25 protein-coding genes and 1 pseudogene are annotated in these 22,130 nt (G+C 63.9%); 9 read left to right on the top strand and 17 right to left on the bottom strand.

Annotated features, from left to right (window positions below):
* Positions 1-69: 69 nt before the first annotated feature.
* A complete protein-coding gene (ppk2, locus tag ACILR9_RS02815; RefSeq protein WP_395708362.1) occupies positions 70-870 on the top strand; it encodes a polyphosphate kinase 2 in 801 nt (266 codons plus the stop codon).
* A 175-nt stretch (positions 871-1,045) separates the two neighbouring features.
* Here the strand turns inward: ppk2 and ACILR9_RS02810 are convergent, their stop codons facing one another.
* From ACILR9_RS02810 to ACILR9_RS02800, 3 genes are read right to left on the bottom strand one after another with little or no spacing between them, the layout of a single operon-like run.
* Positions 1,046-1,975: a ribose-phosphate pyrophosphokinase gene (locus ACILR9_RS02810; RefSeq protein WP_395708361.1), complete on the bottom strand. Its 930-nt coding sequence runs from the start codon at positions 1,973-1,975 to the stop codon at positions 1,046-1,048.
* Positions 1,972-3,519 (bottom strand): thymidine phosphorylase family protein, encoded by a 1,548-nt coding sequence (locus ACILR9_RS02805; RefSeq protein ID WP_395708512.1) that lies wholly within the window; start codon positions 3,517-3,519, stop codon positions 1,972-1,974. The genes ACILR9_RS02810 and ACILR9_RS02805 overlap by 4 nt, the downstream gene beginning before the upstream one ends.
* A 5-nt stretch (positions 3,520-3,524) precedes the next feature.
* Entirely contained in the window at positions 3,525-4,901 is a 1,377-nt protein-coding gene (locus ACILR9_RS02800) for an MBL fold metallo-hydrolase RNA specificity domain-containing protein (RefSeq protein ID WP_395708360.1), read from the bottom strand.
* A 245-nt stretch (positions 4,902-5,146) separates the two neighbouring features.
* Between ACILR9_RS02800 and ACILR9_RS02795 the strand changes: the two genes are divergently transcribed.
* Both ACILR9_RS02795 and ACILR9_RS02790 read left to right on the top strand, forming a co-directional pair.
* Positions 5,147-5,518 carry a hypothetical protein gene (locus tag ACILR9_RS02795; protein ID WP_395708359.1) on the top strand — a complete coding sequence of 124 codons (372 nt, stop codon included), beginning with the start codon at positions 5,147-5,149 and terminating at the stop codon, positions 5,516-5,518.
* Complete coding sequence (locus ACILR9_RS02790; RefSeq protein WP_395708358.1) at positions 5,469-5,810, top strand: hypothetical protein; 342 nt, start codon at positions 5,469-5,471, stop codon at positions 5,808-5,810. The genes ACILR9_RS02795 and ACILR9_RS02790 overlap by 50 nt, the downstream gene beginning before the upstream one ends.
* Positions 5,811-5,826: 16 nt before the next feature.
* Here the strand turns inward: ACILR9_RS02790 and ACILR9_RS02785 are convergent, their stop codons facing one another.
* The 4 genes from ACILR9_RS02785 to ACILR9_RS02770 are packed head-to-tail and all read right to left on the bottom strand — an operon-like array spanning position 5,827 to position 7,645.
* On the bottom strand, positions 5,827-6,282 hold the full coding sequence (locus tag ACILR9_RS02785; RefSeq protein ID WP_395708511.1) for a hypothetical protein: 456 nt from the start codon (positions 6,280-6,282) through the stop codon (positions 5,827-5,829).
* On the bottom strand, positions 6,282-6,449 hold the full coding sequence (locus ACILR9_RS02780; RefSeq protein ID WP_395708357.1) for a hypothetical protein: 168 nt from the start codon (positions 6,447-6,449) through the stop codon (positions 6,282-6,284). Before ACILR9_RS02780 ends, ACILR9_RS02785 begins: the two co-directional genes overlap by 1 nt.
* A 4-nt stretch (positions 6,450-6,453) precedes the next feature.
* On the bottom strand, positions 6,454-7,368 hold the full coding sequence (locus tag ACILR9_RS02775; RefSeq protein ID WP_395708356.1) for a nickel/cobalt efflux transporter: 915 nt from the start codon (positions 7,366-7,368) through the stop codon (positions 6,454-6,456).
* A gap of 4 nt (positions 7,369-7,372) precedes the next feature.
* Positions 7,373-7,645 (bottom strand): metal-sensing transcriptional repressor, encoded by a 273-nt coding sequence (locus tag ACILR9_RS02770; RefSeq protein WP_395708355.1) that lies wholly within the window; start codon positions 7,643-7,645, stop codon positions 7,373-7,375.
* A 55-nt stretch (positions 7,646-7,700) separates the two neighbouring features.
* On the opposite strand from ACILR9_RS02770, the gene ACILR9_RS02765 reads away from it, so the two are divergent.
* The 3 genes from ACILR9_RS02765 to ACILR9_RS02755 all read left to right on the top strand — a co-directional run bounded on the left by ACILR9_RS02765 (position 7,701) and on the right by ACILR9_RS02755 (position 10,102).
* The gene (locus tag ACILR9_RS02765; protein ID WP_395708354.1) at positions 7,701-8,414 is read left to right on the top strand and encodes a HupE/UreJ family protein; all 714 of its coding nucleotides are present in this window, start codon (positions 7,701-7,703) and stop codon (positions 8,412-8,414) included.
* Between the two features lie 9 nt (positions 8,415-8,423).
* Complete coding sequence (locus tag ACILR9_RS02760; protein ID WP_395708353.1) at positions 8,424-9,137, top strand: transmembrane anchor protein; 714 nt, start codon at positions 8,424-8,426, stop codon at positions 9,135-9,137.
* Between the two features lie 350 nt (positions 9,138-9,487).
* Entirely contained in the window at positions 9,488-10,102 is a 615-nt protein-coding gene (locus ACILR9_RS02755) for a class I SAM-dependent methyltransferase (protein ID WP_395708352.1), read from the top strand.
* Positions 10,103-10,223: 121 nt separating this feature from the next.
* On the opposite strand, the gene ACILR9_RS02750 is transcribed toward ACILR9_RS02755, so the two are convergent.
* The 3 genes from ACILR9_RS02750 to ACILR9_RS02740 are packed head-to-tail and all read right to left on the bottom strand — an operon-like array spanning position 10,224 to position 11,605.
* Complete coding sequence (locus tag ACILR9_RS02750; protein WP_395708351.1) at positions 10,224-10,979, bottom strand: alkylmercury lyase family protein; 756 nt, start codon at positions 10,977-10,979, stop codon at positions 10,224-10,226.
* 15 nt (positions 10,980-10,994) lie between these two features.
* Positions 10,995-11,213 (bottom strand): GDCCVxC domain-containing (seleno)protein, encoded by a 219-nt coding sequence (locus ACILR9_RS02745; protein WP_395708350.1) that lies wholly within the window; start codon positions 11,211-11,213, stop codon positions 10,995-10,997.
* Positions 11,210-11,605, bottom strand: coding sequence for a hypothetical protein (locus tag ACILR9_RS02740; protein ID WP_395708349.1), 396 nt, complete (start codon positions 11,603-11,605; stop codon positions 11,210-11,212). The genes ACILR9_RS02745 and ACILR9_RS02740 overlap by 4 nt, the downstream gene beginning before the upstream one ends.
* Positions 11,606-11,671: 66 nt before the next feature.
* Here ACILR9_RS02740 and ACILR9_RS02735 point away from each other — a divergent pair, with 66 nt between their 5' ends.
* Both ACILR9_RS02735 and ACILR9_RS02730 read left to right on the top strand, forming a co-directional pair.
* Positions 11,672-12,079, top strand: a complete 408-nt coding sequence (locus tag ACILR9_RS02735) for a helix-turn-helix domain-containing protein (protein ID WP_395708348.1) — start codon at positions 11,672-11,674, stop codon at positions 12,077-12,079.
* A 155-nt stretch (positions 12,080-12,234) separates the two neighbouring features.
* Complete coding sequence (locus ACILR9_RS02730; protein WP_395708347.1) at positions 12,235-13,476, top strand: MFS transporter; 1,242 nt, start codon at positions 12,235-12,237, stop codon at positions 13,474-13,476.
* Positions 13,477-13,518: 42 nt separating this feature from the next.
* Here ACILR9_RS02730 and ACILR9_RS02725 read toward each other — a convergent pair whose 3' ends face one another.
* The 5 genes and pseudogenes from ACILR9_RS02725 to ACILR9_RS02705 form a co-directional block, all read right to left on the bottom strand.
* Positions 13,519-13,716, bottom strand: coding sequence for a GDCCVxC domain-containing (seleno)protein (locus ACILR9_RS02725; RefSeq protein WP_395708510.1), 198 nt, complete (start codon positions 13,714-13,716; stop codon positions 13,519-13,521).
* 64 nt (positions 13,717-13,780) lie between these two features.
* Positions 13,781-14,224: pseudogene (locus ACILR9_RS02720) on the bottom strand (efflux RND transporter permease subunit); the annotation flags it as partial.
* Between the two features lie 110 nt (positions 14,225-14,334).
* Entirely contained in the window at positions 14,335-15,705 is a 1,371-nt protein-coding gene (locus ACILR9_RS02715) for a TRAP transporter large permease subunit (protein ID WP_395708346.1), read from the bottom strand.
* Positions 15,706-15,736: 31 nt separating this feature from the next.
* Positions 15,737-16,285: a TRAP transporter small permease subunit gene (locus ACILR9_RS02710; protein WP_395708345.1), complete on the bottom strand. Its 549-nt coding sequence runs from the start codon at positions 16,283-16,285 to the stop codon at positions 15,737-15,739.
* 100 nt (positions 16,286-16,385) lie between these two features.
* Entirely contained in the window at positions 16,386-17,240 is an 855-nt protein-coding gene (locus tag ACILR9_RS02705; RefSeq protein WP_395708344.1) for a cation diffusion facilitator family transporter, read from the bottom strand.
* A gap of 71 nt (positions 17,241-17,311) precedes the next feature.
* Here ACILR9_RS02705 and ACILR9_RS02700 point away from each other — a divergent pair, with 71 nt between their 5' ends.
* Entirely contained in the window at positions 17,312-17,707 is a 396-nt protein-coding gene (locus ACILR9_RS02700; protein WP_395708343.1) for a helix-turn-helix domain-containing protein, read from the top strand.
* A gap of 39 nt (positions 17,708-17,746) precedes the next feature.
* On the opposite strand, the gene ACILR9_RS02695 is transcribed toward ACILR9_RS02700, so the two are convergent.
* Together ACILR9_RS02695 and ACILR9_RS02690 are read right to left on the bottom strand one after the other, a co-directional pair.
* Positions 17,747-20,902 (bottom strand): efflux RND transporter permease subunit, encoded by a 3,156-nt coding sequence (locus ACILR9_RS02695; protein ID WP_395708342.1) that lies wholly within the window; start codon positions 20,900-20,902, stop codon positions 17,747-17,749.
* Positions 20,899-22,122 carry an efflux RND transporter periplasmic adaptor subunit gene (locus ACILR9_RS02690; RefSeq protein WP_395708341.1) on the bottom strand — a complete coding sequence of 408 codons (1,224 nt, stop codon included), beginning with the start codon at positions 22,120-22,122 and terminating at the stop codon, positions 20,899-20,901. The genes ACILR9_RS02695 and ACILR9_RS02690 overlap by 4 nt, the downstream gene beginning before the upstream one ends.
* Between the last annotated feature and the right edge of the window lie 8 nt (positions 22,123-22,130).

The raw sequence follows: 22,130 nt of genomic DNA, 5'->3' as shown, positions 1-22,130 counted from the left end.
GGCCGTTGGGGTGCAAAGCTCAAGCCTCGTCGCCGTAACGTCGCGCTTATACGAGAAATGACCTTTCCGATGAGTAAGAACAGAAGTGACCACGATGACCTTGCTGAGCAGCATGGCGATGCCAGCTACGACGCCACTCTTCGTACCCTGCAAATTGAGCTCGTCAAAATTCAGAGACACGTCATTGAACACGGACACAAAGTGCTCATCTTGTTCGAGGGTCGAGATGCCAGCGGGAAGGACGGTACGATCAAGCGCATCGTTGAACATTTGAGTCCGCGCGAGACCCGCGTCGTTGCACTCGGCAAACCCTCCGACCGTGACCAGGCATCGTGGTACTTTCAGCGGTATGCATCCTACTTGCCGGCGACTGGTGAAATGGTCCTGTTCAATCGTAGCTGGTACAATCGTGCCGGCGTTGAACGGGTAATGGGGTTCTGCAGCAGTGCCGAGTATGAAGCCTTCTTCGCGGCAGTGTTGCCATTCGAGTACATGCTCGCTGAAGCTGGTATTCAGATCATCAAGTATTACCTGGATATCAGCAAGAAGGAGCAAGGTAAGCGCTTGCGTGACCGCCGGACCGATCCGCTGAAGCAATGGAAGGTCAGTCCGGTCGATAGAGTCGCCCTCAAGTACTGGAACGAGTATAGTGAAGCTCGCAACGAAATGCTTGAGCGTACATCGAGGCCGTTGTCGCCGTGGATTGTGATTCGCGCTGACGACAAGCGTCGTACTCGTCTGAATGTCATACGCGATATTCTCTCGCGTATCAGCTGTCCTGAGAGCGACCAGCACTATGCGGTACCGGATTCTGACGTGGTAATTGTTTATGACAACCAGCGGGCGAAAGCTGGACTGTTGGCCAAGTAGCGACGCTTGCCACCCTCAATGGATTTGCGTTCGCTATCTGCGGGAATTCCGCGAAGACGTTCCGGAGCCTAAGAGCTACGCGGCGCAAGAATGGAAATGGGGACTCCGACGAACTCGTCTCGGAGGTGAGCTTTGGGGCGGCCAAATCGTGTGGTGATTTCAAGGTTCGGCCTTGTCAGGTCTTGGAAGCGTCCCATTTGTGGGAGCGACCTTGTACGCCTTTGAGCTGCGAGGCGATGGCGGTTGCCAGCAGTTCCGTCACGTCCATGGTATTGGAGCGGTGGCGGATGGTGTTGCTGCTGACGATGCGGCTGGCTCCGGCCCGCCGCAATTCCCTGTAGGACTCGCCTACAAAGAGGGGATGAACGGCGATGCACACGGGTGACGCACCGCCTTGGGAGCGGATCTGCTTTACCGTCTCGATCATCGTGCCGCCCGTGGATACGATGTCGTCGATTACGATCGGCGTGGGCTTCCCACGTCCGACGAAATTCAACGGAGACACCTTCACCGATCTGTCCCCCAGGCGGCGCTTCCGCAGTACCGTGTACGGGGCGTCGACCTGCAGGGCAACAGCGGCGACCCATTGCGCGCTCTCGCCGTCCGGGCCGACTAGAACAGGCCTCTGCACGTGATCATGGATCCATGCCGCAATCAGCGGTGTCGCATGCACGGCCACCGAGGGAATCACGTAGATTTCCGACAAGCTCTTGCGACGATGCAGATGAGGATCGACCGTCACGAGCCAGTCAAAAGCCGCGCTAATGGATCTTGCGAAATAGGTCGACGTAACCGCCTCTCCGCTCATGAACTGCTTGTCCTGGCGCATATACGGCAGGTAGGGACAAACGAGGCCGACGGCGCGGGCGCCTAGGTCGTGGGCGGCCGAAGCGAGAAACAGCAAGGGCAGGAACTTGTCGTCCGGCCGGTCAAGCTCGGCAACCACGACCACCTTCCGGTTTGCGAGCCTGGTTTTGACGCGCACGTAGGATTCACCGTCGGGAAAGTGCCTCCACTCGACAACTCCAAGTGCGGCTCCCAACGCGTGCGCCAGCCGTCGAGCGGTCAGCTCGGCCCCCGGCAGGGCCAGCAGAATCGGTTTCATGGCCTGGCGTTGCCCCGGACGATATCCAGCGGTTCGATCTGAATGATGCCCGGTCGCGGAATCACATAATCGAGAGCGTAGGCGAGTTCGCCTCGAGTCTCGGAGTGCAACGTAAAGAGCGGCTGACCACGCTGGACGGGCTCGCCCAGCCGAACGTGAAGCTCTAGCCCGGCCGTCTTGTCGTCAGGGGCGCCAGCGACCTTGGCCGCGCGGGACAGGAGCCGGTTGTCGATCGATTTAATCCAGCCGGCAGACGCGGCGGTGATCCCATGCGTGTGTCTTGCTCGCCCAGGCACCCGCATGCCGCCTTGCGCCTCGCAAATGGCCTGGAACTTCCGCCAGGCGCCGCCACATTCGAGTATGGCCGTGGCCGCCGCTTCGCCCGTGCCCGGCTTCGCGCTTGCGGTGAGCTCGAGCAGCGCCCCGGCAATACGGAGGGCACGCGCCCGCAGGTCGGCCGGCGCGGCGAGATCGTTGCGTAAGACGGCCAAGACGTCGCGGGCTTCAAGGGCAGGGCCGATGCCGCGCCCGACGGGCTGCGCGCCATCCGTCACCAGGATTTTTGCCGCGATGCCCAGGATCTGCGCCACGTCGAGAAGCCGCTCGCCCAGACCTTCCGCAGCCTGCTGCGTGCGCGCCTTCGCGGTGGGGCCGACCGGCACGTCCAGCACGAGGTGGGTTGCACCGGCCGCGGCCTTCTTGGAAAGGACCGAAGCCACCAACTGGCCCTCGCTGTCCAGATCGAGGGCGCGCTCGACACGGATCAGGATGTCATCCGCCGGACTGAGCCGGACAGCTCCACCCCAGACCACGCAGCCGCCTTCGCGATCGACGACCTTGCGCATGGCCACCTCGTCGAGATCGACGGGGGCCAGGGTTTCCATCGTGTCCGCGGTGCCTGACGGGGAGGTTATGGCCCGCGACGACGTCTTGGGTATCGTCACGCCGCTTGCCGCGACGATCGCTACCACGATCGGCGATGTCCGGTTGCCCGGCAGTCCACCGATGCAGTGCTTGTCGGCAATCGGCGATCGTCCCCAATCGATGCGGTCGCCGACATCGATCATCGCTTTAGTAAGACCGATCACCTCGTCGCGTCGCAGATTTGCGCCAGCGCAAGCGGTAACGAAAGACGCGAGGTGCACGTCGTCGTACCGGCCGGCCGCAACGTCGCCCATGATCGCAGCGAACGCAGCGTTATCGAGACTGTTCCCGTAAACCTTGGAGCGGACATGGCTCAACGAGTCGAGGGTTGGCGGGTGCTGAACCGAGATCACATCTCCGTCATGTGCGCGGAGGGCAAGCCATGCCACTTCGGAAAGTCCAGCTTCATCGGGCCGCAGCAGGTCGCCGTTGATGTGGTGAAGCGTGGCGATGATCGACTGCCTGCCGAGAGAGACGCCGACCCGAGCCTGCGCCATGAGACCTTCCGCGCGGCAGACATCGCAATCCGCTCTCATATAAACGACCGCCTCTTGGTGGGTATCGATTCCGAGACGACGCAGGCGCAGGGCATGATGCGTAGCCTTCGGTCCTACCGGCATGACGGTCATGTGAGCGTCCGCGATCGGCTCAGCTCGACCTCGTCACGGTAGGCCGGAACCCGGCAAGACCAGCCCAGCTCCTCCTCGATCCGGTGCCGCAATGCGTCAGCGGCCGCCGGCTCTCCATGCGTCACGAAAGTCATACGCGGAGGTTGGTCGAATGCCTTGAGCCAGCCCATGATCTCGTGCGCATCCGCGTGAGCGGAGAGCATGTCGAGATTCATGACCTCGGCTCGAATGGGTATGTAACTCCCGTGGATCTTGACCTCGGAGGTTCCGCCGACCATCGCCGAGCCACGCGTTCCGCCCGCCTGGAATCCGGCGAACAGCACCGTGTTGCGCGAGTCCGGCGCGAAGACCTTGAGGTGATGCAGTACCCGGCCACCGGTCGCCATGCCACTTGCCGAAATGACAATTGCCGGCACGTGATTGAGGTCGATCGCTTTCGATTCCTCGACGCTGCGCGTATTGCGCGCCAAGCCGCAAACAGCACGGCATTCCGAGATGCTGAGTCGGTGATCCAGGCGATGCTCGTGGAAGATCTCGCCGGCATCAATGGCCATGGGACTGTCCAGGAAGATCGGCAAATCGGGGATGCGGCGTGCCGACTTCAACACATGCAAATGGTAGAGGAGCGTCTGTGCACGGCCAACAGCGAAGGCTGGAATAAGGACGGTACCGCCACGCGCGGCAGTGCGGGTGATGACATCGGCAAGCACGTCCTGCGGGTCCTTCGATTCGTGTGTCCTGTTGCCGTAGGTCGATTCTACGACAAGATAGTCGGCGCCGACGATCGTAGCCGGTTCGCGCATGACGGGATCGTTGGGTCGCCCCAGATCGCCGGAGGATACGATAGTGGTGCCCTGATGGATGAGCCGGACAATCGCGGCCCCAAGAATGTGACCGGCATAGTGAAAAGTTAGGGTCGTACCATCGCCGAGATCGTGTACTTGGTCGAAGTCGATCGGTGCGAACTGCTCAAGGGCGATCCGTGCATCGGCTTCGGTATAGAGCGGAAGTGCAGGGCGATGCTTCGAGAAGCCGTGCCGATTAGCGAACTCTGCCTCCCGTTCTTCGAGATGGCCGGAATCGGGCAATAGGATGCCACACAAGTCGCGTGTCGCAGCGGTACAGACAACTCGCCCCGCGAATCCATTGCGGACGAGAAGAGGCAAATATCCTGAGTGGTCGAGGTGCGCGTGGGTGAGAACGACTGTATCGATCGTTCGTGGATCGACGGGCAGTGGTTCCCAGTTCTGCAGTCGCAACTGCTTAAAGCCTTGGAACAGTCCACAATCCAGGAGGAGTCGGCGACGACCTACTTGTACCAGGAACTTCGACCCCGTAACGGTTCCTACGCCGCCAAGAAAGGTAACGTGCATCCTTCCAGCCTTCCTGATCGATGAGCATCAATATCTGGCAGACCAACGGAGAAGATCCATTTCGAACTAATCCTTTAGCGCATGCAAGACACGATGAACCTTGAGCCAAATCAACTACCTTATCCCCCGATGGGGTGCGCGCTGCCCTGAGGTATCTGTAGCCGGTCGCCTACGACAAGTCGTTTGCGCTTGTCGATGGGGCGAAAGGGGAATTCCGGGCGACTGGGCAAATCCTGGGAGCTGCCATGGTTCGCATCGGCGATGGCACGGTCTCGGTCCTGTTCAGCGGCGACCTCGGCCGGCCGCATGATCCGGTGATGCTTGAGCCGGCACGCTTTCCGCAGAGCGATTACGTCGTCGTTGAATCCACTTACGGCGATCGACGACATGAGGCGGCAAGCGCCGAGAAGCGGCTTGCCGACATTGTCACTAAGACAGCAGCGCGCGGCGGTACGGTTGTCATTCCAGCCTTCGCTGTGGGCCGAGCGCAGTCGCTGCTCTACTACCTCGACCAGCTGAAGGCGCGAGGCGCCATTCCCGCAGATCCCTATCTATCTCGACAGTCCGATGGCGGTCGATGCTTCCGATATTTTCTGCCGGCGTGTGGGCGATCATAAGCTTACCCAAGGAGAGTGCCGCCGTATGTGCCACGTCGCGCACTACGTGCGCAGCGTCGAGGCATCGAAAGCGCTCGCGGCCCTCGACGGTGGTGGTCACGGCCTCGCCGCCCAGCGCGCTCGCCACCGCCTGCTGGACGTCCTCGATCATGACGCCGTACTGGGCGAGCTTGCCGCGATCGGGCACGACATCGCGGAAATAGCCGCCGGTCACGCGCTCGGCATGGGCCGCGGTCGTGCCGCCATGGATCGCCGCCTCGACCTGCGGGCGACGGCCTCCAGCTCGGCATAGTCCCGGCCGAGCGGCTTTACGGCTCATGGTGACGGCGATGCCTGCCGCCATGACAGCGACGAGAAGCAATCGCCCCAGCACCGCTTCCTTCACCAGCGCATAGTTCATGAGAAATTATGGTGAGTGGGCAAGGCAGCAGCCCGACGGCGTAGGCGAGGATGCCGCCGCGCTCGTGATGATGACCACCATCCGCCGCGCCGTCGTCTCGACTGTCTTCGCCGCGGCGGGCAAGGGCGCGATAAAGCAGCCAAGCGCCTATCAGGGCCACGGCGGCATGGCTGCCGATTTCGAGGGCGCGGCGGCTACCCTGCAGGCGGCCGAAGCGGACGACTGCCGCACCCACCACCAGCAGCAGGACTGCCGTGCCGACATGAAGGACGGCGATCTTGAGCACCATGGCAATGCCCGTCGTGATCCGTGCGCCGTTGCCCAGGAAGTAGGAAAAGAACACGGTCTTGCCTTGACCGGGCATCAGCGCGTGGACCATGCGCAAGGCAAAGGCGAGAGCGATGGCAACGGGCGCGGCGGCGAGATCGCGGAGGCCCGCCCCAGCGCGGCCGTGGCGGCGCCGCAGACGCCGGCATGCAGGTCGTCGAGACCGGTCAGCAGCGCCTGAATGATCGACTGGATCGTGTCCATCGCCTCACAGGATGTGGCTGAGTCCCTGCCAACCGACATAGAGTCCGACGCCGACAATCAACACGCCCGAGAAGTACGGTGCGCGGCGCGCCAACGTCTCAAAGCCGCTCCATCGGCGGCCGACATGCCGCACGCCGACAGCGGCCACGGCGCCGGCTGCCACCATCACGGCGGCGAGCCCGATGCTGAAGCAGAGGACGAGGGCGACGCCCAGCGTGACCTCGCGAAGCTGCAGGCAGAGCAACAGCACGGTGATGGCCGCCGGGCACGGGATCAGCCCGCCGGTCAGCCCGAAGACGACGATCTGGCCGGTCGTGACGTTGCGGTCGGCGAAGCGGCGGCGAATGTCGGAGGCATGCGCCTTCTCGTGCTCGTCCTGAAAGCCGGGCGTGCCGACGTCGAGACCATGATCGTGATGCCGATGCTGATGCTGATGCTGATGCTGATGCTGATGCTGATGCTGATGCTGATGCTGATGCTGATGCTGATGATCCTGGTCGTGGTGAGCAGGGTCGTGGTGCGCGTGTTCGTCGTGCGCGTGGTGCTGGTGCGTCGCCGCCTGCTTCTCGCGCTGCTGGTCGCGCCAGGTACGGGCCAGCATCCACACCGCGACGCCGACGATCAGCATTGCCGAAACGATCTGAAAGTAGGGTTCACTGGTCTCGGGGTTCCAGTGCGAGCCGAGATAGAGTCCGATCAGCGCAACCACCCAGACGACCGCCGTGTGCGAGACTGTCGCCGACAGGCCGAGCAGGGTCGCCTGGCCGATCGTGCCTCGGATCGCGACGATGAACGCCGCCATCATGGTCTTGGAATGGCCCGGCTCGAGGCCATGCAGTGCGCCCAGCACGATCGCACTCGGCACGAACAGCCAGGCGTTGCCGGCGCCCTGTTGCAGGAGGTCAGCGAATGAAGGCATGGGCCTAGAGGTAGCGGGTGATTTCCTTGAACTCGTCGATCGAGCGACGCTCCGCCTTGGGCAACGGGCCGACCGTCTCCTCCAGGCAATGATCGAGGTGATCGCGAATGAGTGTCTTCTTGGCTTCGCTGATCGCCTTCTCGACGGCGTGGAGCTGCTGGGCGATGTCGAGACACGACCGCCCCTGCTCGATCATCTCGATGACGCCGCGCAAATGACCGTTGCTGCGCTTCAGGCGCTTGACGATATCGCCATGGGTCTCGTGCTTGCCACTCATGGTGTCACCCCGTGGTCACTAGACCTATCCCCCTGGAGGGGATATAGCAAGATCGATGATTGCAGTTGGACTGGCCCCTCGTAAGCTGGCGCTCCGTGCCGGGAGCCTGTTGCCGGCGCTTTTTCTCGCCAACGCCGCCCTGGCCCACGCCGTCGCCGAGGGCGACAAGGGCTACATCCAGGAAATCTCCGGGGCGTATTTGCTGCCGTTCATCTATCTCGGCGCCAAGCACATGGTGACCGGCTACGACCACATCCTGTTCCTGCTCGGTGTGGTGTTCTTCCTCTATCGGCTGAACCATCTCGCCCTCTATGTCAGCCTGTTCGCGCTCGGCCACTCGACCACGATGCTGCTCGGCGTCTATTTCAATGTCGGCCTCAACAGTCACCTGATCGACGCCGTCATCGGCCTGTCGGTGGTCTACAAGGCGCTCGACAATTTGGGCGCCTACCAGAGGTGGTTCGGCTTCCAGCCCAACACCAAGCTGGCGACGCTGGTGTTCGGTTTCTTCCACGGCTTCGGCCTGTCGACCAAGATCATCGACTACGAGATCTCGCCGGACGGGCTGGTGCCGAACCTGCTGGCCTTCAACGTCGGCGTCGAGATCGGCCAGCTTCTGGCGCTGACCGCCATCCTGATCGTCATGGGCTTCTGGCGCCGGACCATCGGTTTCTGGCGGCATGCCTATGCCGCCAACGTCGCCATCATGACCGCCGGCTTCGTGCTGATCGGCTACCAGCTCACCGGCTTCTTCATCAACCGCGCCTGAGGTCCCGCCATGTTCAATGCCGAGATTCCGACCCGCGCCGAGCTGCCGAGCACCCGCCAGCTCCTGAAGTCGACCGCGATCGCCATCGTCGCGGCTTCCGTCATCCTGGTCACGATCGTGCTGCCCGCCGAATATGCGATCGACCCCACTGGCGTGGGGCGCGCGCTGCAGCTCACGCAGATGGGCGAGATCAAGAAGCAGCTTGCGATCGAGGCCGAAGCCGACCGCCAGCGCGACCGGCAGCCGGCGCCTGCACCGGCGGCGCCCGACCGGCGCTCGAGCCTGGGCGACATCATCGGCGGCCTGCTGGTGTCGCCGGCGCTGGCGCATCCCCACGACGACGACGAGGCCGCGCCCGCCAACAAAACGCCCAACAAATCCGTGGCGCAGCCCGCGCCCGGCGGCAAGACCGACGAGACCGTCGTCACCCTGAAACCCAACGAGGGCGTCGAGTACAAGCTCACGATGACGCGCGGCGCCGTCGTCGAGTATTCGTGGAAGACCGACGGTGGCAGCGTGAACTACGATTTGCATGCCTCGCCCAAGGGCGGCGGCAAGGAGACCAGCTACAAGAAGGGCCGCGACGTCGCCTCCGATTCCGGGACTCTGATGGCAATGTATGACGGCAGTCATGGCTGGTTCTGGCGCAACCGCAGTACCAGGAACGTGACAATCACGCTCAAGACAACGGGCGCTTACTCCGAGATCAAGCGTATGAACTAGGCTGGCGGAATCCTATCGGTAGGCACCCCTGTCCCATACAGCCCGTCGTCAACGGAAACGGCGCGCCCCAGGTAGCTCGGTGAGGGCATCGATTGTCGTCCAAAGTGATTGGTGATTGGAGAGCGTCTGTCCAATCGATTCAGTTTAATCCCCTAAGCAACCCTTCATCGAGGCCGCTCGCGCTGCCGAAGTAGATGAGGACGAGAAGCGCTGGGAGGCCCGGCTAAAGGCCGTCGTGAAGCCGCCAGCAGAACCCGCGCAGAAGGGGCGCTGGCTGCGCCTCGGTAAACTGGGCTAGAAATCTGCCATCATCTGCTTCTGGCGCGTGTCGCCGGATTGAGGAGGCACCCATGGGCGGCTCGCGCAGCTATTGGGACAACGTCTATGTTACCAAGGCAGAAACCGCCGTGAGCTGGTTCCAGCCGCACTCGATACGGTCGCTGGAGTTGATCGATTCGGCGTCTCCCGACCGCGAGGCGTCGGTGATCGACGTGGGAGGCGGCGCGGCGACCCTGGTCGATGATCTTCTGGCCCGAGGCTTTGGCGACGTTACGGTCCTGGACATTGCCGAGCCGGCGCTTGACCGGTCGAAAGTGCGCCTCGGCAGTGCGGGCGACCGGGTCGGATGGATCGTTGCCGATATCACGCAGTGGAAGCCGGCGCGGACCTGGGACATTTGGCACGACCGCGCGGTGTTTCACTTTCTCACCGAACGAGCGCAACAAGATGCGTACATCGCCGCACTGACCGCCGGAACCGCGCCCGGCGCCACAGTAGTCATGGCGACCTTTGCGCTTGACGGTCCCGATAAATGCAGCGGCCTCCCCGTGCAACGGTACAGCCCAGAAACTTTGGCTTCTCGGCTGGGCTTGGCCTTCGCGCTCACTGCTCATGCGAATGAGACCCACAAGACACCATGGGGGTCCGAGCAGCGCTTTTCATACACGGTGCTGAAGAGACAGTAAGCCTACTGGCTATTGTGTTGGGTTTGGCAAGTACCTAATCGCGAATTGATTGGACAGCTTTCGTCCAATCCGGTCGCGGCCATGAAGCCATGACCCTCGGCATCTCACAGTTCCCCGATTGTTACCCCGGCATCAGGATCGGTCCAAAGATGGCGCTGCCAACTTGCGTGGCTTCGCCCATCGTCAGATCGATCCCGGCCCGAGGGGGCGACTGAGTTCCGCACCACTCGCGTCGGTGCTCTTCGGAGCAGAAGAATGCGATTGCCGGGCAACACGAGGAAGCGGCACTACCGTCGTAAGCAAAGTCGTACCAGACGACCGCGCCGCGCGGCTGAGTGCTCCTCAACCTCTCGCCTTGTGCACGGGTCTCTACGTGGATAGGCGAGCCGCATTGATGGCACCGCGACGAGATCGAGATGCCCCTTCGGTACATGGCCGCCACGCCAAGTGCGTCGATGGCGCAGAGAGCGTTCAGGGTGTGCTTGCCGAAATGGATTCGGTGGCCAGTGGCCGCTTCGGTGAAGGGGTAGGCAAGCATCACTTCCCCGGTGACGTCATCGAGGTCAATCAGGTCATGCGACCTGAGGCTTGCGAGCAGAGTCGAGAGACGGGCGTCCGGTACGCCGGTTCTGGCAGCCATTTCGGTTCGCGTCGGCGCGCATCCAAGCTCGACATAGAGCCATAGAATCGTGCGCCACAACAGATCTTCATCATCACCCAGTTTCACCGCCCATCGATTCAGCAGGCCCGCACGAGAAGCAAGGCGCCCCGCAAGAGCTCGGCGAGCCTGCGGTTCGGTGATGGCCGACCAGTCTGGCCGACGAACGCCCGGTCTTATCTCAACCGAGAGTTCGGATGGCCTGGCTGTCGGATCCATCGGCTTTCTCCCCTATCATCGGGTGCAGCAGTCGTCGCGTTTGCCTTCCTGGATCGGCGGGCATGGGACAGACCCGAAGGAACAAAAGACGCAACAGTCACCCCGCTTTGGCTTGAGCAGCGTCTTGCAGCTCGAGCACTCATGGAAGTACTGGCAAGCGTTCGTGGGCATGGACTCCACTTTCGCGGTCCCGCACTCGGGACAGGTCAGCGTTGATTGCAAGATGACGTTCATAGAGGCGGCTCGATCCAGAAAGTCAGGGCAAGCAGGCCAATGGCGAGAAGGACGGCGAGCTTGCTGCCCCAGTCCAACACGGAGTTGGCGCGCCCACCAGAAGGCGCGCACGTCGGGGCTCTCCGACGACGAAACATCAGCCAGGCAGTAGCAGCCAGACAAGCCGTCGCCGCATAGAACAGCTCTTGCTGAAACTGCGCCGCAAAGTAGCCAATACCGACAAGAGATGCAGCGCTGATGCCCAGTACAGATAGAGCGAAGGGAAGAGCGCAGCACGAAGCCACGCCGAAGGCCGCCAGGAGGCCGCCCGCGGCAAACACGGCCTTGGCTGCGCCGCGCCCTGTGCCCGTCTGCGCCATTTTATCAAACTGCTCTTTGGCTTGCGTCACCATACGGTGATCCTGCACCCTGTAGCGACTACAGGCTCAAGCCCTTCTGGATCACAGGAGCGTGAGACCATGACGGCCTCGCAGAATTTTCCGATCGGTCGGCTTTCGAGCCAATCTGGCGTGAAGGTCGAGACTGTCCGTTACTACGAACGTATCGGCTTGTTGTCCAAGGCGCGTCGCACGTCAGGGGGATACCGATCCTATGGTGCGCCCGATGTCGAGCGACTTGCCTTCATTCGTCGCGCCCGGGACCTCGGCTTTTCGCTCGACGACGTTCGGCGTCTTCTCGATCTGGCAGACGGCAAATCCCGGTCTTGCCGCCGCGTACGAGACATTGCGGCCACGCATTTGTCCGACGTCCGAGCAAAGCTCGGCGACTTGCGTCGCATGGAGCAGGCTTTGGCCGACCTGGTCAGTGCTTGCACGGACGGCACTCTGCCGGCCTGCCCGTTGCTGGAAACTCTTCACACGCCTTGAGGTGCGAGAGGCAGCCCCGTCTCCCCTCACTGGGCCGCCGTTGTTACCGGGCGGACGACTTGAACGGGCTGCCACTAGCTGCGCCCTGCGCACGATCGGGCGGCCCCCGACGGCGGCGCACGACGCGGAATAATCCGGCCGCCTGTGTGCTACAAGTGCGCGAGGGGGCTCATCTGATCAAACGTCTTCCGATTCACTACGGCTGGATAATTCTGGCGGCCGGCACGCTCGGCTCGTTCATGACGCTGCCGGGTCAGACGGCCGGGGTATCGGTGTTCTTCGACCCCGTTACGCAAGAGCTTGGCATCTCGCGCACATGGGCTTCCGTCGCCTACTCGGCGGGAACGCTAGCGGGCATCCTGCCGGCACCCCTGGTGGGTCGCTGGATCGACAAGCGCGGACCACGCATCACGGCAACGATCATCGCCGCGGCACTCGCCCTGGCGTGTGCGTACATGGCGATGGTCCGTTCGGAGCTGATGCTGCTGATCGGCTTTGCGATGCTGCGCGGTACCGCCATCAGCGGCCTTAGCCTGGTGAGCGGCTACGTCGTCAATCTCTGGTTCGTCCAGCGTCGCGGCATCGCCGCTGCGGCTGCCAGCCTGGGTGTCGCGGCGGGCTCGATGGTCTTCCCGCCGCTGATCGACTTTTTGATAGCGCAATACGGCTGGCGCGGTGCTTACGTGGCACTCGCCCTGCTTGTCGCCATGACGATCTTGCCAGTGGCGGCACTCGTGTTCAGAGGCCGGCCGGAAACACTCGGGCTACGCCCCGATGCAGGACTGCCGCCCGTCGCCGGACGCACGCTGGAGGAGCCCTCGTTCACCCGCAAGGAGGCGCTTGGCACGGGCGTCTTCTGGCTGCTGAGCGCTGTCGGCTTCCTCACCAATGCCATTGGTACCGCGCTCTTGCTCAATCACTTCTCGATCATGCTCGGCACCGGCATCGAGCGCGGCGCCGCACTTGTGCTTCTGTCGGCGCTTGCGGCTGTTCAGGTCACAACGACGCTCGGCACGGGAGCTTTGGTCGATCACTACGAGCCCCGACGCCTGGTCCCGTTTTCAATGGCTGCGCTGGCGGCGGCGTCCCTGCTGCCAGCCGTCGGAAGCGGCATCGTCATTAGCTGGATGTACGCCCTATGCGTCGGCGCTGCCTACGGCTCGCAGCAAGCTATCTCCGCAGCGGGTTATGCCCAGTATTTTGGACGCGACAACCTCGGGGCAATCCGCGGCACAGCATCGCTGTTCGGGGTGAGCGGCGCGGCCTTCGGGCCGCTGCCCTTCGCCGCAAGCATCGACTGGACGGGAAACTATACCTACGCGTTGATCGGATCGGGGGCGCTCAGTCTGGCCTGTGGCGCAGCGGCGTTCATCGTGAAGCCGCCCGCACCGCCTTGAGCCGTACCACGACGCTAGTCCGATCGTGGCACAGTTCGAGCATCAGCAGCAGGATTTTCCGGATTGCTGAACGGGCGAACACGCTGCGTCGCCATAGGAACAGAACACACAACAGTCGCCGGCTTTCGGCCGCAGCACTGCCGTGCATCCTTTGCAGTCATAGAAGAATTGGCATGCATCGGTCGGCATGGTTTCGGTCTCACGATGCCCGCATGTCGGGCACGTTATGGTGGACGCCATCACCAATGTTTTCTCAGTCATAGCTGAACATGGCACGGGTGGGCTGCCTGTCAAAGGCGGCCGATCAGCCCGGATCACTACCGCTGGTCCGAGAGAGAAGTCCGGCCGGCGTTTGGGCATCGGCATCGGGTACGGGCTTCCATGAGGCCGCAAGCCGCCATCCCTTCACCAATCCATAGATCGCGGGAATCACCAGCAGCGTTAGCACCGTCGAGCTCGCCATGCCGCCGATCATCGGCACAGCGATGCGTTGCATGACCTCCGAGCCGGTACCCTCGTTCCACAGGATCGGCAACAAGCCGGCGGCAATCGTCGTCACCGTCATCATCTTGGGCCGTACGCGCTCGACGGCGCCCTCCATGATCGCGGCATGGAGATCGGCGCGTGTAAAGGCGCGGCCCTCTTCGGCGCATCGGGCGCGCCGCGCGATCAGCGCGTGGTCGAGATAGATCAGCATCACCACCCCGGTCTCGGCTGCCACGCCGGCCAAGGCAATGAAGCCTACCGCGCTTTTCTCCGATCTTCCGCGATAATCCGGAAAGGCCGCAGAGGGCTGTACGGAAATCGCGTGCTCTGGCGAAGGGACGACGCTACGCGGGGAGCAGGCCCTGAGGTAGGTTACGGCGTAGCGGCCCAGATCGGCAGCCAGGTCGCAAGGCCGGGCAAGGCCAGAACCAGCGCGATGCCGAGCAATTGGATCGCGACGATCGGCACGATGCCCCGATAGATGTCGCGCAGCGCGACGCTCGGTGGTGCAGCGCCCTTGAGGAAGAAGAGCGCAAAGCCGAAGGGCGGCGTCAGGAACGAGGTTTGCAGGTTGAGTGCGATCAGCACGGCGATCCACAGCGAGGCAAGCTCGGGCGAGCCGACATAGGCCGAGAAATCGAGCGCCTTCAGCACTGGCTCGAAGATCGGCAGGGTGATGAGGGCGATCTCGATCCAGTCGATGAAGAAGCCAAGCACGAAGATGATCGCCAGCATGGTCAGCAGCATGCCCCAGTCGCCGAAGCCGAGCCCCCGCAGCAGCTCGAGGACCAGCGTGTCGCCGCCGAAGTAGCGGAAAACATAGGAGAACGCCGTGGCGGCGACGGCGATGAAAAACACCATCGCGGTCATCAGCGCTGTGCTCTCGACGATCCCATGCATGGCGCGCAGCGAGAAGCTGCGATTGAGCAGCATCAGCAGGATTGCGCCAGCCGCACCGACGCAGGCCGACTGCGTCGGTGTGGCCAGTCCGGCAATGACCGAGCCAAGCACCATGGCGATCAGCAGCACCGGAAGGGCCAGGCTCCGCACGACATAGATCGTGAGTCGCAGCGCGCCACGGGTCGGCAAGGCCGTGAGCGGGGGTGCGATTCGCGGATCGACAATCGCCGCGCCTACATAGTAGGCAAGGTACAGCGCCACCAGGACCAAACCCGGCACGATCGTCGAAAGAAACATCTGCGAAATGAACACGCCGAGCTCGTCGGCGAGGAAATACAGCATGATCGCCGGCGGCAGGATCAGGCCGAGCGTGCCGGCAGCGGCAATCGAGCCGGTGGCGAAGGATCTCTTGTATCCGCGCTCCAGCATGGTTGGGAGCGCGAGATAGGCGAGCGTCGCTACCGAGGCGCCGACCAGGCCTGCCAACGGTGCCAGGATGACGCCGATCACTGTCACGGCGACTGCCTGGCTGGCGGGCACGCGACGCAACAACACCTGCAGGCAGAGCAGCAGCTCCCGTCCGATCCCGCTTCTTTCCAGCGCGATGCCCATGAACAGCAGCATGGGCACCGCGGGATAGATCAGGTTCTCGCCGAGCGTCGAGTAGATGCGCAGCGGAATGTTGAAGAAGGCGACCAGCGGGAACTGGCCGAGCGCGCAGCCGATCAAGCCGAAGGCCAGCGCGACACCGATGAGAACAAGCGCCACGGGATAGCCGCTGAACAACAACACGGCCAAGGCCAGGACCATGAACAGTGCGAGGTTGTCGATCAGGAAATCCACCGCGCTCCCCCTGCGCCGGCTGTGCCGTCGGCTAGCCTCGTTGCAACTCTCCGCCGGCCGGCGCCGGGCTTGGCGCGCGCCCAGCGAGGAACATCGCGTTGCGGATGGCGACGGACAGGCCGGCCAGCAGCAAAAGGAGGCCGCCCACCGGTAGCGTGGACTTGATGATCCAGCGCATCGGCAGGCCAAGCGGCGCGCGCGCACGTTCCGTCGTGACGAAGGAGTTCAGCGCGAGCTCGCCGCCATGGACGATGAGAAGCATGCAAAACGGCACTAGGACCAGCAGGCAGCCGAACAGCTCGATCCAGGCGCGCGTGCGCAGCGTCAGGCGGTCGCGCAGGATGTCGATCCGCACATGCGCATCGCGCAGATAGGCATAGCCCAGGCCGAGCATCACCACGGCGAGGAAGAAGTGCCACTCGAGTTCCTGCAGTCGGGTCGAGCCGACGTGGAAGAACTGCCGGCCGATCATGTCGTAGACCGAGACGGCGATCAGCGGGATGAGGGTGACCCAGGCGACAAGCGCACCGAACCCGATGATGCCGCGCTCCAATACGCGGCAGGCGCCGATCACCGACATGAACGACTCCTCTCAAGCCCAATCGCGGCGCCCTTGCTCACCTGATCGACGATGCAGCCTGCGATGGCGCTCGCCGAATCGTTCCCTTGCGCCGACCATCTCATACAACGCGCCTGGCCTGTCTCAAATCGGAGCGCGCGTCTGCAATGATCGACCATGCCGATTGCAGGAAAAGGGCGGCTATGACCGCGGCGACGACGAGGTCCGGCCACGGCGTGCCTGTCCACCACACCAGGCCCGCTGCGACAACGACCGCGGCGTTACCGATCGCGTCGTTGCGGGAGAAGAGCCAAACGGCGCGGACATTTGCATCGCCGTTGCGATGCGGGATGAGCACAAGGGCAGCAGCGATGTTCACGGCCAACGCGATCGCACCAAATATTCCCATCAGCTCTGCGTGCGGCTGATTGAGCACGAGCACGCGATATCCGGTGTAGGCAATGACGCCGACGCCGAGCGCGGTCAGAAACAGGCCCTGCAGCAGCGCAGCCTTCGCGCGCGCCCGCAGACCCCATCCGATGGCGATCAGTCCGAGAAACGATATGAATCCGTCGCCGAGGAAGTCGAGGGCGTCGGCCTTCAACGACTGCGAGCCGGCTATGATCCCGCCGACGATTTCAATGGCGCCATAACCGACGTTGAGAAGGATGACGATCCAAAGCGCGCGCTTGTACGCCGGTGTCACGTGCGAGAGGTCAGGAATTCTGTCGTCGTCATCGTCCTCGCTCAGCCGCGTGAGCTGGTAGCCCAAATCGGTGATCGTCCGCTCGAGCTCCGGCAGCGGCGCGGCCTTGTCCTGCAGCCGCAACGTCATTTCCTGCGAGGCAACCGACACCCTGACATCATCGACGCCCGGTATCTTGCGCGCCGCACCTTCGATCTTGGTGGCGCAGGAAGAGCAATCCATGCCGGTTACCCGGTACCGCACGGCCCCCTCGAGGGTTGTTGCGCTCATGAGAGGTGTCCTTGCTTTGGGGTCGACAAGTATACATCCTGTAGTAACTACAGTAACAAGGGGTCGTTGCCATGATGTCCATCGGTGCGCTTTCAAAGCAAAGCGGCGTCCACATCGAGACGATCCGCTACTACGAGCGCGCCGGTGTATTGCCGAAGGCGCGCCGTGCCACAAACGGCCGCAGAATCTACGGCGAAGACGATGCCGGCCGGTTGGCCTTCATCCGCCATGCCCGGGAACTGGGATTTGACCTTGTTTCCGTACGGGCTCTTCTCGCCCTGCAGGAGAAACCTGAACTGTCGTGCAAGGCCGCGTCGGACCTGGCTTCCGCTCAACTTTCAGCTGTCGAAAGCAGACTGAGTCGCCTCACCGTCCTGCGCGATGAACTGAAGCGAATGGTGCGCGCCTGCAAGAATGGGCGTGTCGTCGACTGCCGCGTGATCGATGCGCTCACCAATATGCGTTGATCCTGGGTAGGCTGGTCTCCTGCGCTTCGGGAGAGATGCCTAACCGACCTTTTGGGGATCGAGATTGAGCACAGGCTTCGATGCGGCAGTAAGCCGCCATCCTTTCACCAATCCATAGATCGCCGGGATCACCAGCAGCGTGAGGAGCGTCGAGCTCGCCATGCCGCCGATCATCGGCACGGCGATGCGTTGCATGACCTCCGAGCCGGTGCCCTCGTTCCACAGGATGGGCAGCAGGCCGGCGGCGATCGCCGTCACCGTCATCATCTTGGGCCGCACCCGGTCGACGGCGCCCTCCATGATCGCGGCGTGGAGATCGGCGCGCGTGAAGGCGCGGCCCTCGTCCGCGCATCGCGCACGGCGCGCGATCAGCGCGTGGTCGAGATAGATCAGCATCACCACGCCTGTCTCGGCCGCGACGCCCGCCAGGGCAATGAAGCCAACCGCCGCCGCCACGCTCATGTTGAAGCCCATCCACCAGACGAGCCACAGTCCGCCCACCAGGGCGAAGGGCAGCGACAGCATCACGATCAGCGTCTCGGCGATGCGGCCGAAATTGAGGTAGAGCAGGACGAAGATCAGCAGCAGCGTCGCCGGCACGACGATCTTCAGCCTGGCCTCGGCCCGCTCGAGATACTCGAACTGGCCGCTCCACACGGCATAGGTGCCGGGCGGGAACACGACCTTCTCCTGCACCGCCTTGCGCGCGTCGGCGACGTAGCCGGCAAGGTCGCGGCCGCGGAAATCGACGAAGACATAGACGGCGAGCTGGGCGTTCTCGGTGCGGATCGTGGTCGGCCCTTGAGTGAGCCGCACATCGGCGAGCTGGCCGAGCGGCAGCATGCCGCCGCGCATGGTTGGCACCAGCACGTCGGCTGCGATGGCCCGCGGATCGGAGCGGAAGTCGCGCGCATAGCGCACGTTCACCGAATAGCGCTCGCGGCCCTCGACGGTGGTGGTCACGGCCTCGCCGCCCAGCGCGCTCGCCACCGCCTGCTGCACCTCCTCGATCATGACGCCGTACTGGGCGAGCTTGCCGCGATCGGGCACGACATCGAGGAAGTAGCCGCCGGTGACGCGCTCGGCATGGGCCGAGGTCGTACCGGGCACGCCATGGATCGCCGCCTCGACCTGGCGGGCGACGGCCTCCAGCTCGGCATAGTCGCGGCCCAGCAGCTTTACGCCGACCGGCGTGCGGATGCCGGTTGCCAGCATGTCGATGCGTGCCTTGATCGGCATGGTCCAGGCGTTGCTGACGCCGGGGAACTGCAGCGCGCGGTCGAGCTCGGCGATCAGCGCGTCGATCGTCATGCCGCTGCGCCATTGCGCCTTGGGCTTGAGGTTGATCACGGTCTCGAACATTTCGAGCGGCGCCGGATCGGTCGCGGTCGCGGCGCGGCCCGCCTTGCCGAACACCGAGGCCACTTCGGGAAACGACTTGATGATCTTGTTCTGGGTCTGCAGCAGCTCGGCCGATTTGGTGACCGAAAGGCCCGGCAGGGTCACCGGCATGTAGAACAGCGTGCCCTCGTCGAGGCTCGGCATGAACTCCGCCCCCAGCCGCATCGCCGGCCACGCCGTTGCCGCGAGTGCGGCGACAGCGATGCCGATCGTGAGCAGCCGCGCGCGCAACACCAGCCGGATCAGCGGCCGGTAGAGCCAGATCAGCGCCCGGTTCACCGGATTTTTATGCTCCGGCAAAATGCGCCCACGCACGAACAGCATCATCAGCGCCGGCACCAGGGTGACCGACAGCAGTGCCGACGCCGCCATCGCCAGGCTCTTGGTCCAGGCGAGCGGCTTGAACAGGCGGCCTTCCTGGTCCTCGAGGGCGAAGATCGGCAGGAACGACACGGTGATGACCAGCAGGCTGAAGAACAGCGCCGGCCCGACCTCGACGGCGGCGGCGACGATGGCTTCGCCGCGCGATTTGCCGGGCTCGAGCCGTTCGAGATGCTTGTGGGCGTTCTCGATCATGACGATGGCGGCGTCGACCATGGCGCCGATGGCGATGGCGATGCCGCCGAGACTCATGATGTTGGAACCGATGCCCAGCGCCTGCATGGCGATGAAGGCCATCAGCACGCCGACCGGCAGCGTGACGATGGCGACCAGGGCCGAGCGCACATGCAGCAGGAAGACCAGGCACACCGCCGCGACCACCAGGCTTTCCTCGATCAGGGTGGTGCGCAAGGTGGCGATGGCGCGATGGATCAGCTCGGAGCGGTCGTAGACCGTCTCGATGCGCACGCCCTCGGGCAGGCCCGACGCGATGTCGATAAGCTTCGCCTTGACGTTTTCGATGACGTCGAGCGCGTTCTGGCCGAAGCGCTGCAAGGCGATGCCGCCCACCGCCTCGCCTTCGCCGTCGAGCTCGGTGACGCCGCGCCGCTCATCGGGCCCGAGCTCGATCCGCGCCACGTCGCGCAGCAGCACCGGCACCGGACCGTCGGCCTTGAGCACGATCTGCTCGAGATCCGCGGTGCCCTTCAGATAGCCGCGGCCGCGCACCATGAACTCGGCCTCGGCCATCTCGACGACGCGGCCTCCGGTCTCGCGATTGGAAGCGCGGATGGCGTCGATGACCCGGCTGAGCGGCACGCCGTAGCTGCGCAGCTTCACCGGATCGACGACGACGTTGTACTGCCGCACGAAGCCGCCGACGCTCGCCACTTCGGCGACGCCGGCCGCCTTGGCCAGCCCGAAGCGGATGTACCAGTCCTGCAGCGAGCGCAGCTCGGCCAAGGTTCGGTTGGCGCCCAGCACGACGTATTGATAGACCCAGCCGACGCCGGTGGCGTCCGGTCCCAGCGCCGGCTTGATCCCGGCCGGCAGCTTCGCGGTGCCGGAGTTCAGGTATTCCAGCACCCGGCTGCGTGCCCAGTAGATGTCGGTGCCGTCCTCGAAGATCACGTAGACGAACGACACGCCGAAGAAGGAGAAGCCGCGCACCGCCCGGCTTTTCGGCACGGCGAGCAGCGCCGTGGTCAGCGGATAGGTGACCTGGTCCTCGACCACCTGCGGCGCTTGCCCCGGCATCTCGGTGTAGACGATCACCTGCGTGTCGGAGAGGTCGGGGATGGCGTCGAGCGACAGCCGGCCGACGGCGAACAGGCCGCCGCCCACCGCCGCTAACGCGGCGATCAGCACCAGCAGGACATTGCGCGCCGACCAGCGGATGACGCCGGCGATCATTTCGACTCTCCCTTGCCGTCTCCGGCGGTGAAGGCGGCAAGGGCTGCGCGGATGTTGCTCTCGGCGTCGATCAGGAAGGTGGCCTGCGTCACGACCCGCTCGCCGGACTTGAGGCCGTCGAGCACCTGCACCCAGCCGGGCACGCGCGCGCCGAGCTTCACCGGTCGCGGCTCGTAGCGGCCCTCGCCGCGCTCGACCAGCACGACCTGCCGGCGGCCACTGTCGATCACCGCGGAGTCCGGCACGGCAAGCCGGCTGCCGTCGAGCGGCGTGGCGATCTCGACGGAAGCAGCCATGTCGGCGCGCAGTCGCCCGCCGGGATTGGCGACCTCGATGCGCAGCTTTGCTGTGCGGCTTTCCTTGCCGACCATGGGATAGATGAAGGTGACGCGACCCTCGACGGGTTGCTCGGGCCAGGCGTTGACGGTGACGCGGGCGGCGTCGCCCACCTTCACGAAAGCGAGGTCCTGCTCGTAGATTTCGGCCATCACCCACATGCTCGACGTGTCGACGATGCGGAACAGCGCCTCGCCCGGCTGGAAGTGCATGCCTTCGATGGCGATCTTCTCGATCACCGTTCCGGCGACCGGCGAGGGAACGGCAACGGTGCGCGAGGGCGGGTCGCCGCGGCGCAACTTTTCGAGGGCCGCTTCGGGAAAGGCGAGATAGCGCAACTTGTCGGTGGCGTCGGCGTTGCGGCCGGCGGTTCGCCATTGCTGCTGCAGGATGTTGAGCTCGGGGCTGTAGACGTCGAACAGATCCTGGCCAACCTTCACGGTGTCGCCGGTGGCATTGACGGCGAGCTTCTCGATCCAGCCGCCGAACTTCGGCGCCACGACGAACTGGCGGCGCTCGTCGAACTGCACGGTGGCGAAGGCGCGCACGGTGCGCGACAGCGCACGCGCCTGCACCTCCGCGCTGCGCACGCCGAGCCGCTGCACCTTGTCGAGGCTGATCTTGACCGTGCCCGGTCCATCACCGGCCTCGCTCTCGCAGACGGCGATGAAATCCATGTTCATCGAATCCTTTTTGGGCACGGGAGAGGTCTCCGGCGTGCCCATCGGATTGCGGTAGTATTTGACCTTGCTGCCCGGACAGACCGGATCGGCCGCGCGCGCGTCGGGCGCAGCCGCCGAGAGGGCAAGGACGGCCAGGACGGCAAAGACGGCAATGAACGCGGCGCCGACGATGCCGGGCCGCCGCTTGGCGACGAAAACCATGACGAACC

Origin of the sequence: Reyranella sp. (assembly GCF_044224635.1) — a bacterium.
GTDB lineage: Bacteria > Pseudomonadota > Alphaproteobacteria > Reyranellales > Reyranellaceae > Reyranella.
Note: the sequence above shows the minus strand (reverse complement) of the source record. Positions and strands in the feature narration are given on the sequence as shown.

Bases quoted from the DNA above. Each gene is read 5' to 3' on its own strand.
- ppk2 (WP_395708362.1), top strand. From the start codon at position 70: ATGAGTAAGAACAGAAGTGACCACGATGACCTTGCTGAGCAGCATGGC.
- ACILR9_RS02810 (WP_395708361.1), bottom strand. From the start codon at position 1,975: ATGAAACCGATTCTGCTGGCCCTGCCGGGGGCCGAGCTGACCGCTCGA.
- ACILR9_RS02805 (WP_395708512.1), bottom strand. From the start codon at position 3,519: ATGCCGGTAGGACCGAAGGCTACGCATCATGCCCTGCGCCTGCGTCGT.
- ACILR9_RS02800 (WP_395708360.1), bottom strand. From the start codon at position 4,901: ATGCACGTTACCTTTCTTGGCGGCGTAGGAACCGTTACGGGGTCGAAG.
- ACILR9_RS02795 (WP_395708359.1), top strand. From the start codon at position 5,147: ATGGTTCGCATCGGCGATGGCACGGTCTCGGTCCTGTTCAGCGGCGAC.
- ACILR9_RS02790 (WP_395708358.1), top strand. From the start codon at position 5,469: ATGGCGGTCGATGCTTCCGATATTTTCTGCCGGCGTGTGGGCGATCAT.
- ACILR9_RS02785 (WP_395708511.1), bottom strand. From the start codon at position 6,282: ATGCCCGGTCAAGGCAAGACCGTGTTCTTTTCCTACTTCCTGGGCAAC.
- ACILR9_RS02780 (WP_395708357.1), bottom strand. From the start codon at position 6,449: ATGGACACGATCCAGTCGATCATTCAGGCGCTGCTGACCGGTCTCGAC.
- ACILR9_RS02775 (WP_395708356.1), bottom strand. From the start codon at position 7,368: ATGCCTTCATTCGCTGACCTCCTGCAACAGGGCGCCGGCAACGCCTGG.
- ACILR9_RS02770 (WP_395708355.1), bottom strand. From the start codon at position 7,645: ATGAGTGGCAAGCACGAGACCCATGGCGATATCGTCAAGCGCCTGAAG.
- ACILR9_RS02765 (WP_395708354.1), top strand. From the start codon at position 7,701: ATGATTGCAGTTGGACTGGCCCCTCGTAAGCTGGCGCTCCGTGCCGGG.
- ACILR9_RS02760 (WP_395708353.1), top strand. From the start codon at position 8,424: ATGTTCAATGCCGAGATTCCGACCCGCGCCGAGCTGCCGAGCACCCGC.
- ACILR9_RS02755 (WP_395708352.1), top strand. From the start codon at position 9,488: ATGGGCGGCTCGCGCAGCTATTGGGACAACGTCTATGTTACCAAGGCA.
- ACILR9_RS02750 (WP_395708351.1), bottom strand. From the start codon at position 10,979: ATGGATCCGACAGCCAGGCCATCCGAACTCTCGGTTGAGATAAGACCG.
- ACILR9_RS02745 (WP_395708350.1), bottom strand. From the start codon at position 11,213: ATGAACGTCATCTTGCAATCAACGCTGACCTGTCCCGAGTGCGGGACC.
- ACILR9_RS02740 (WP_395708349.1), bottom strand. From the start codon at position 11,605: ATGGTGACGCAAGCCAAAGAGCAGTTTGATAAAATGGCGCAGACGGGC.
- ACILR9_RS02735 (WP_395708348.1), top strand. From the start codon at position 11,672: ATGACGGCCTCGCAGAATTTTCCGATCGGTCGGCTTTCGAGCCAATCT.
- ACILR9_RS02725 (WP_395708510.1), bottom strand. From the start codon at position 13,716: ATGGCGTCCACCATAACGTGCCCGACATGCGGGCATCGTGAGACCGAA.
- ACILR9_RS02710 (WP_395708345.1), bottom strand. From the start codon at position 16,285: ATGTCGGTGATCGGCGCCTGCCGCGTATTGGAGCGCGGCATCATCGGG.
- ACILR9_RS02705 (WP_395708344.1), bottom strand. From the start codon at position 17,240: ATGAGCGCAACAACCCTCGAGGGGGCCGTGCGGTACCGGGTAACCGGC.
- ACILR9_RS02700 (WP_395708343.1), top strand. From the start codon at position 17,312: ATGATGTCCATCGGTGCGCTTTCAAAGCAAAGCGGCGTCCACATCGAG.
- ACILR9_RS02695 (WP_395708342.1), bottom strand. From the start codon at position 20,902: ATGATCGCCGGCGTCATCCGCTGGTCGGCGCGCAATGTCCTGCTGGTG.
- ACILR9_RS02690 (WP_395708341.1), bottom strand. From the start codon at position 22,122: ATGGTTTTCGTCGCCAAGCGGCGGCCCGGCATCGTCGGCGCCGCGTTC.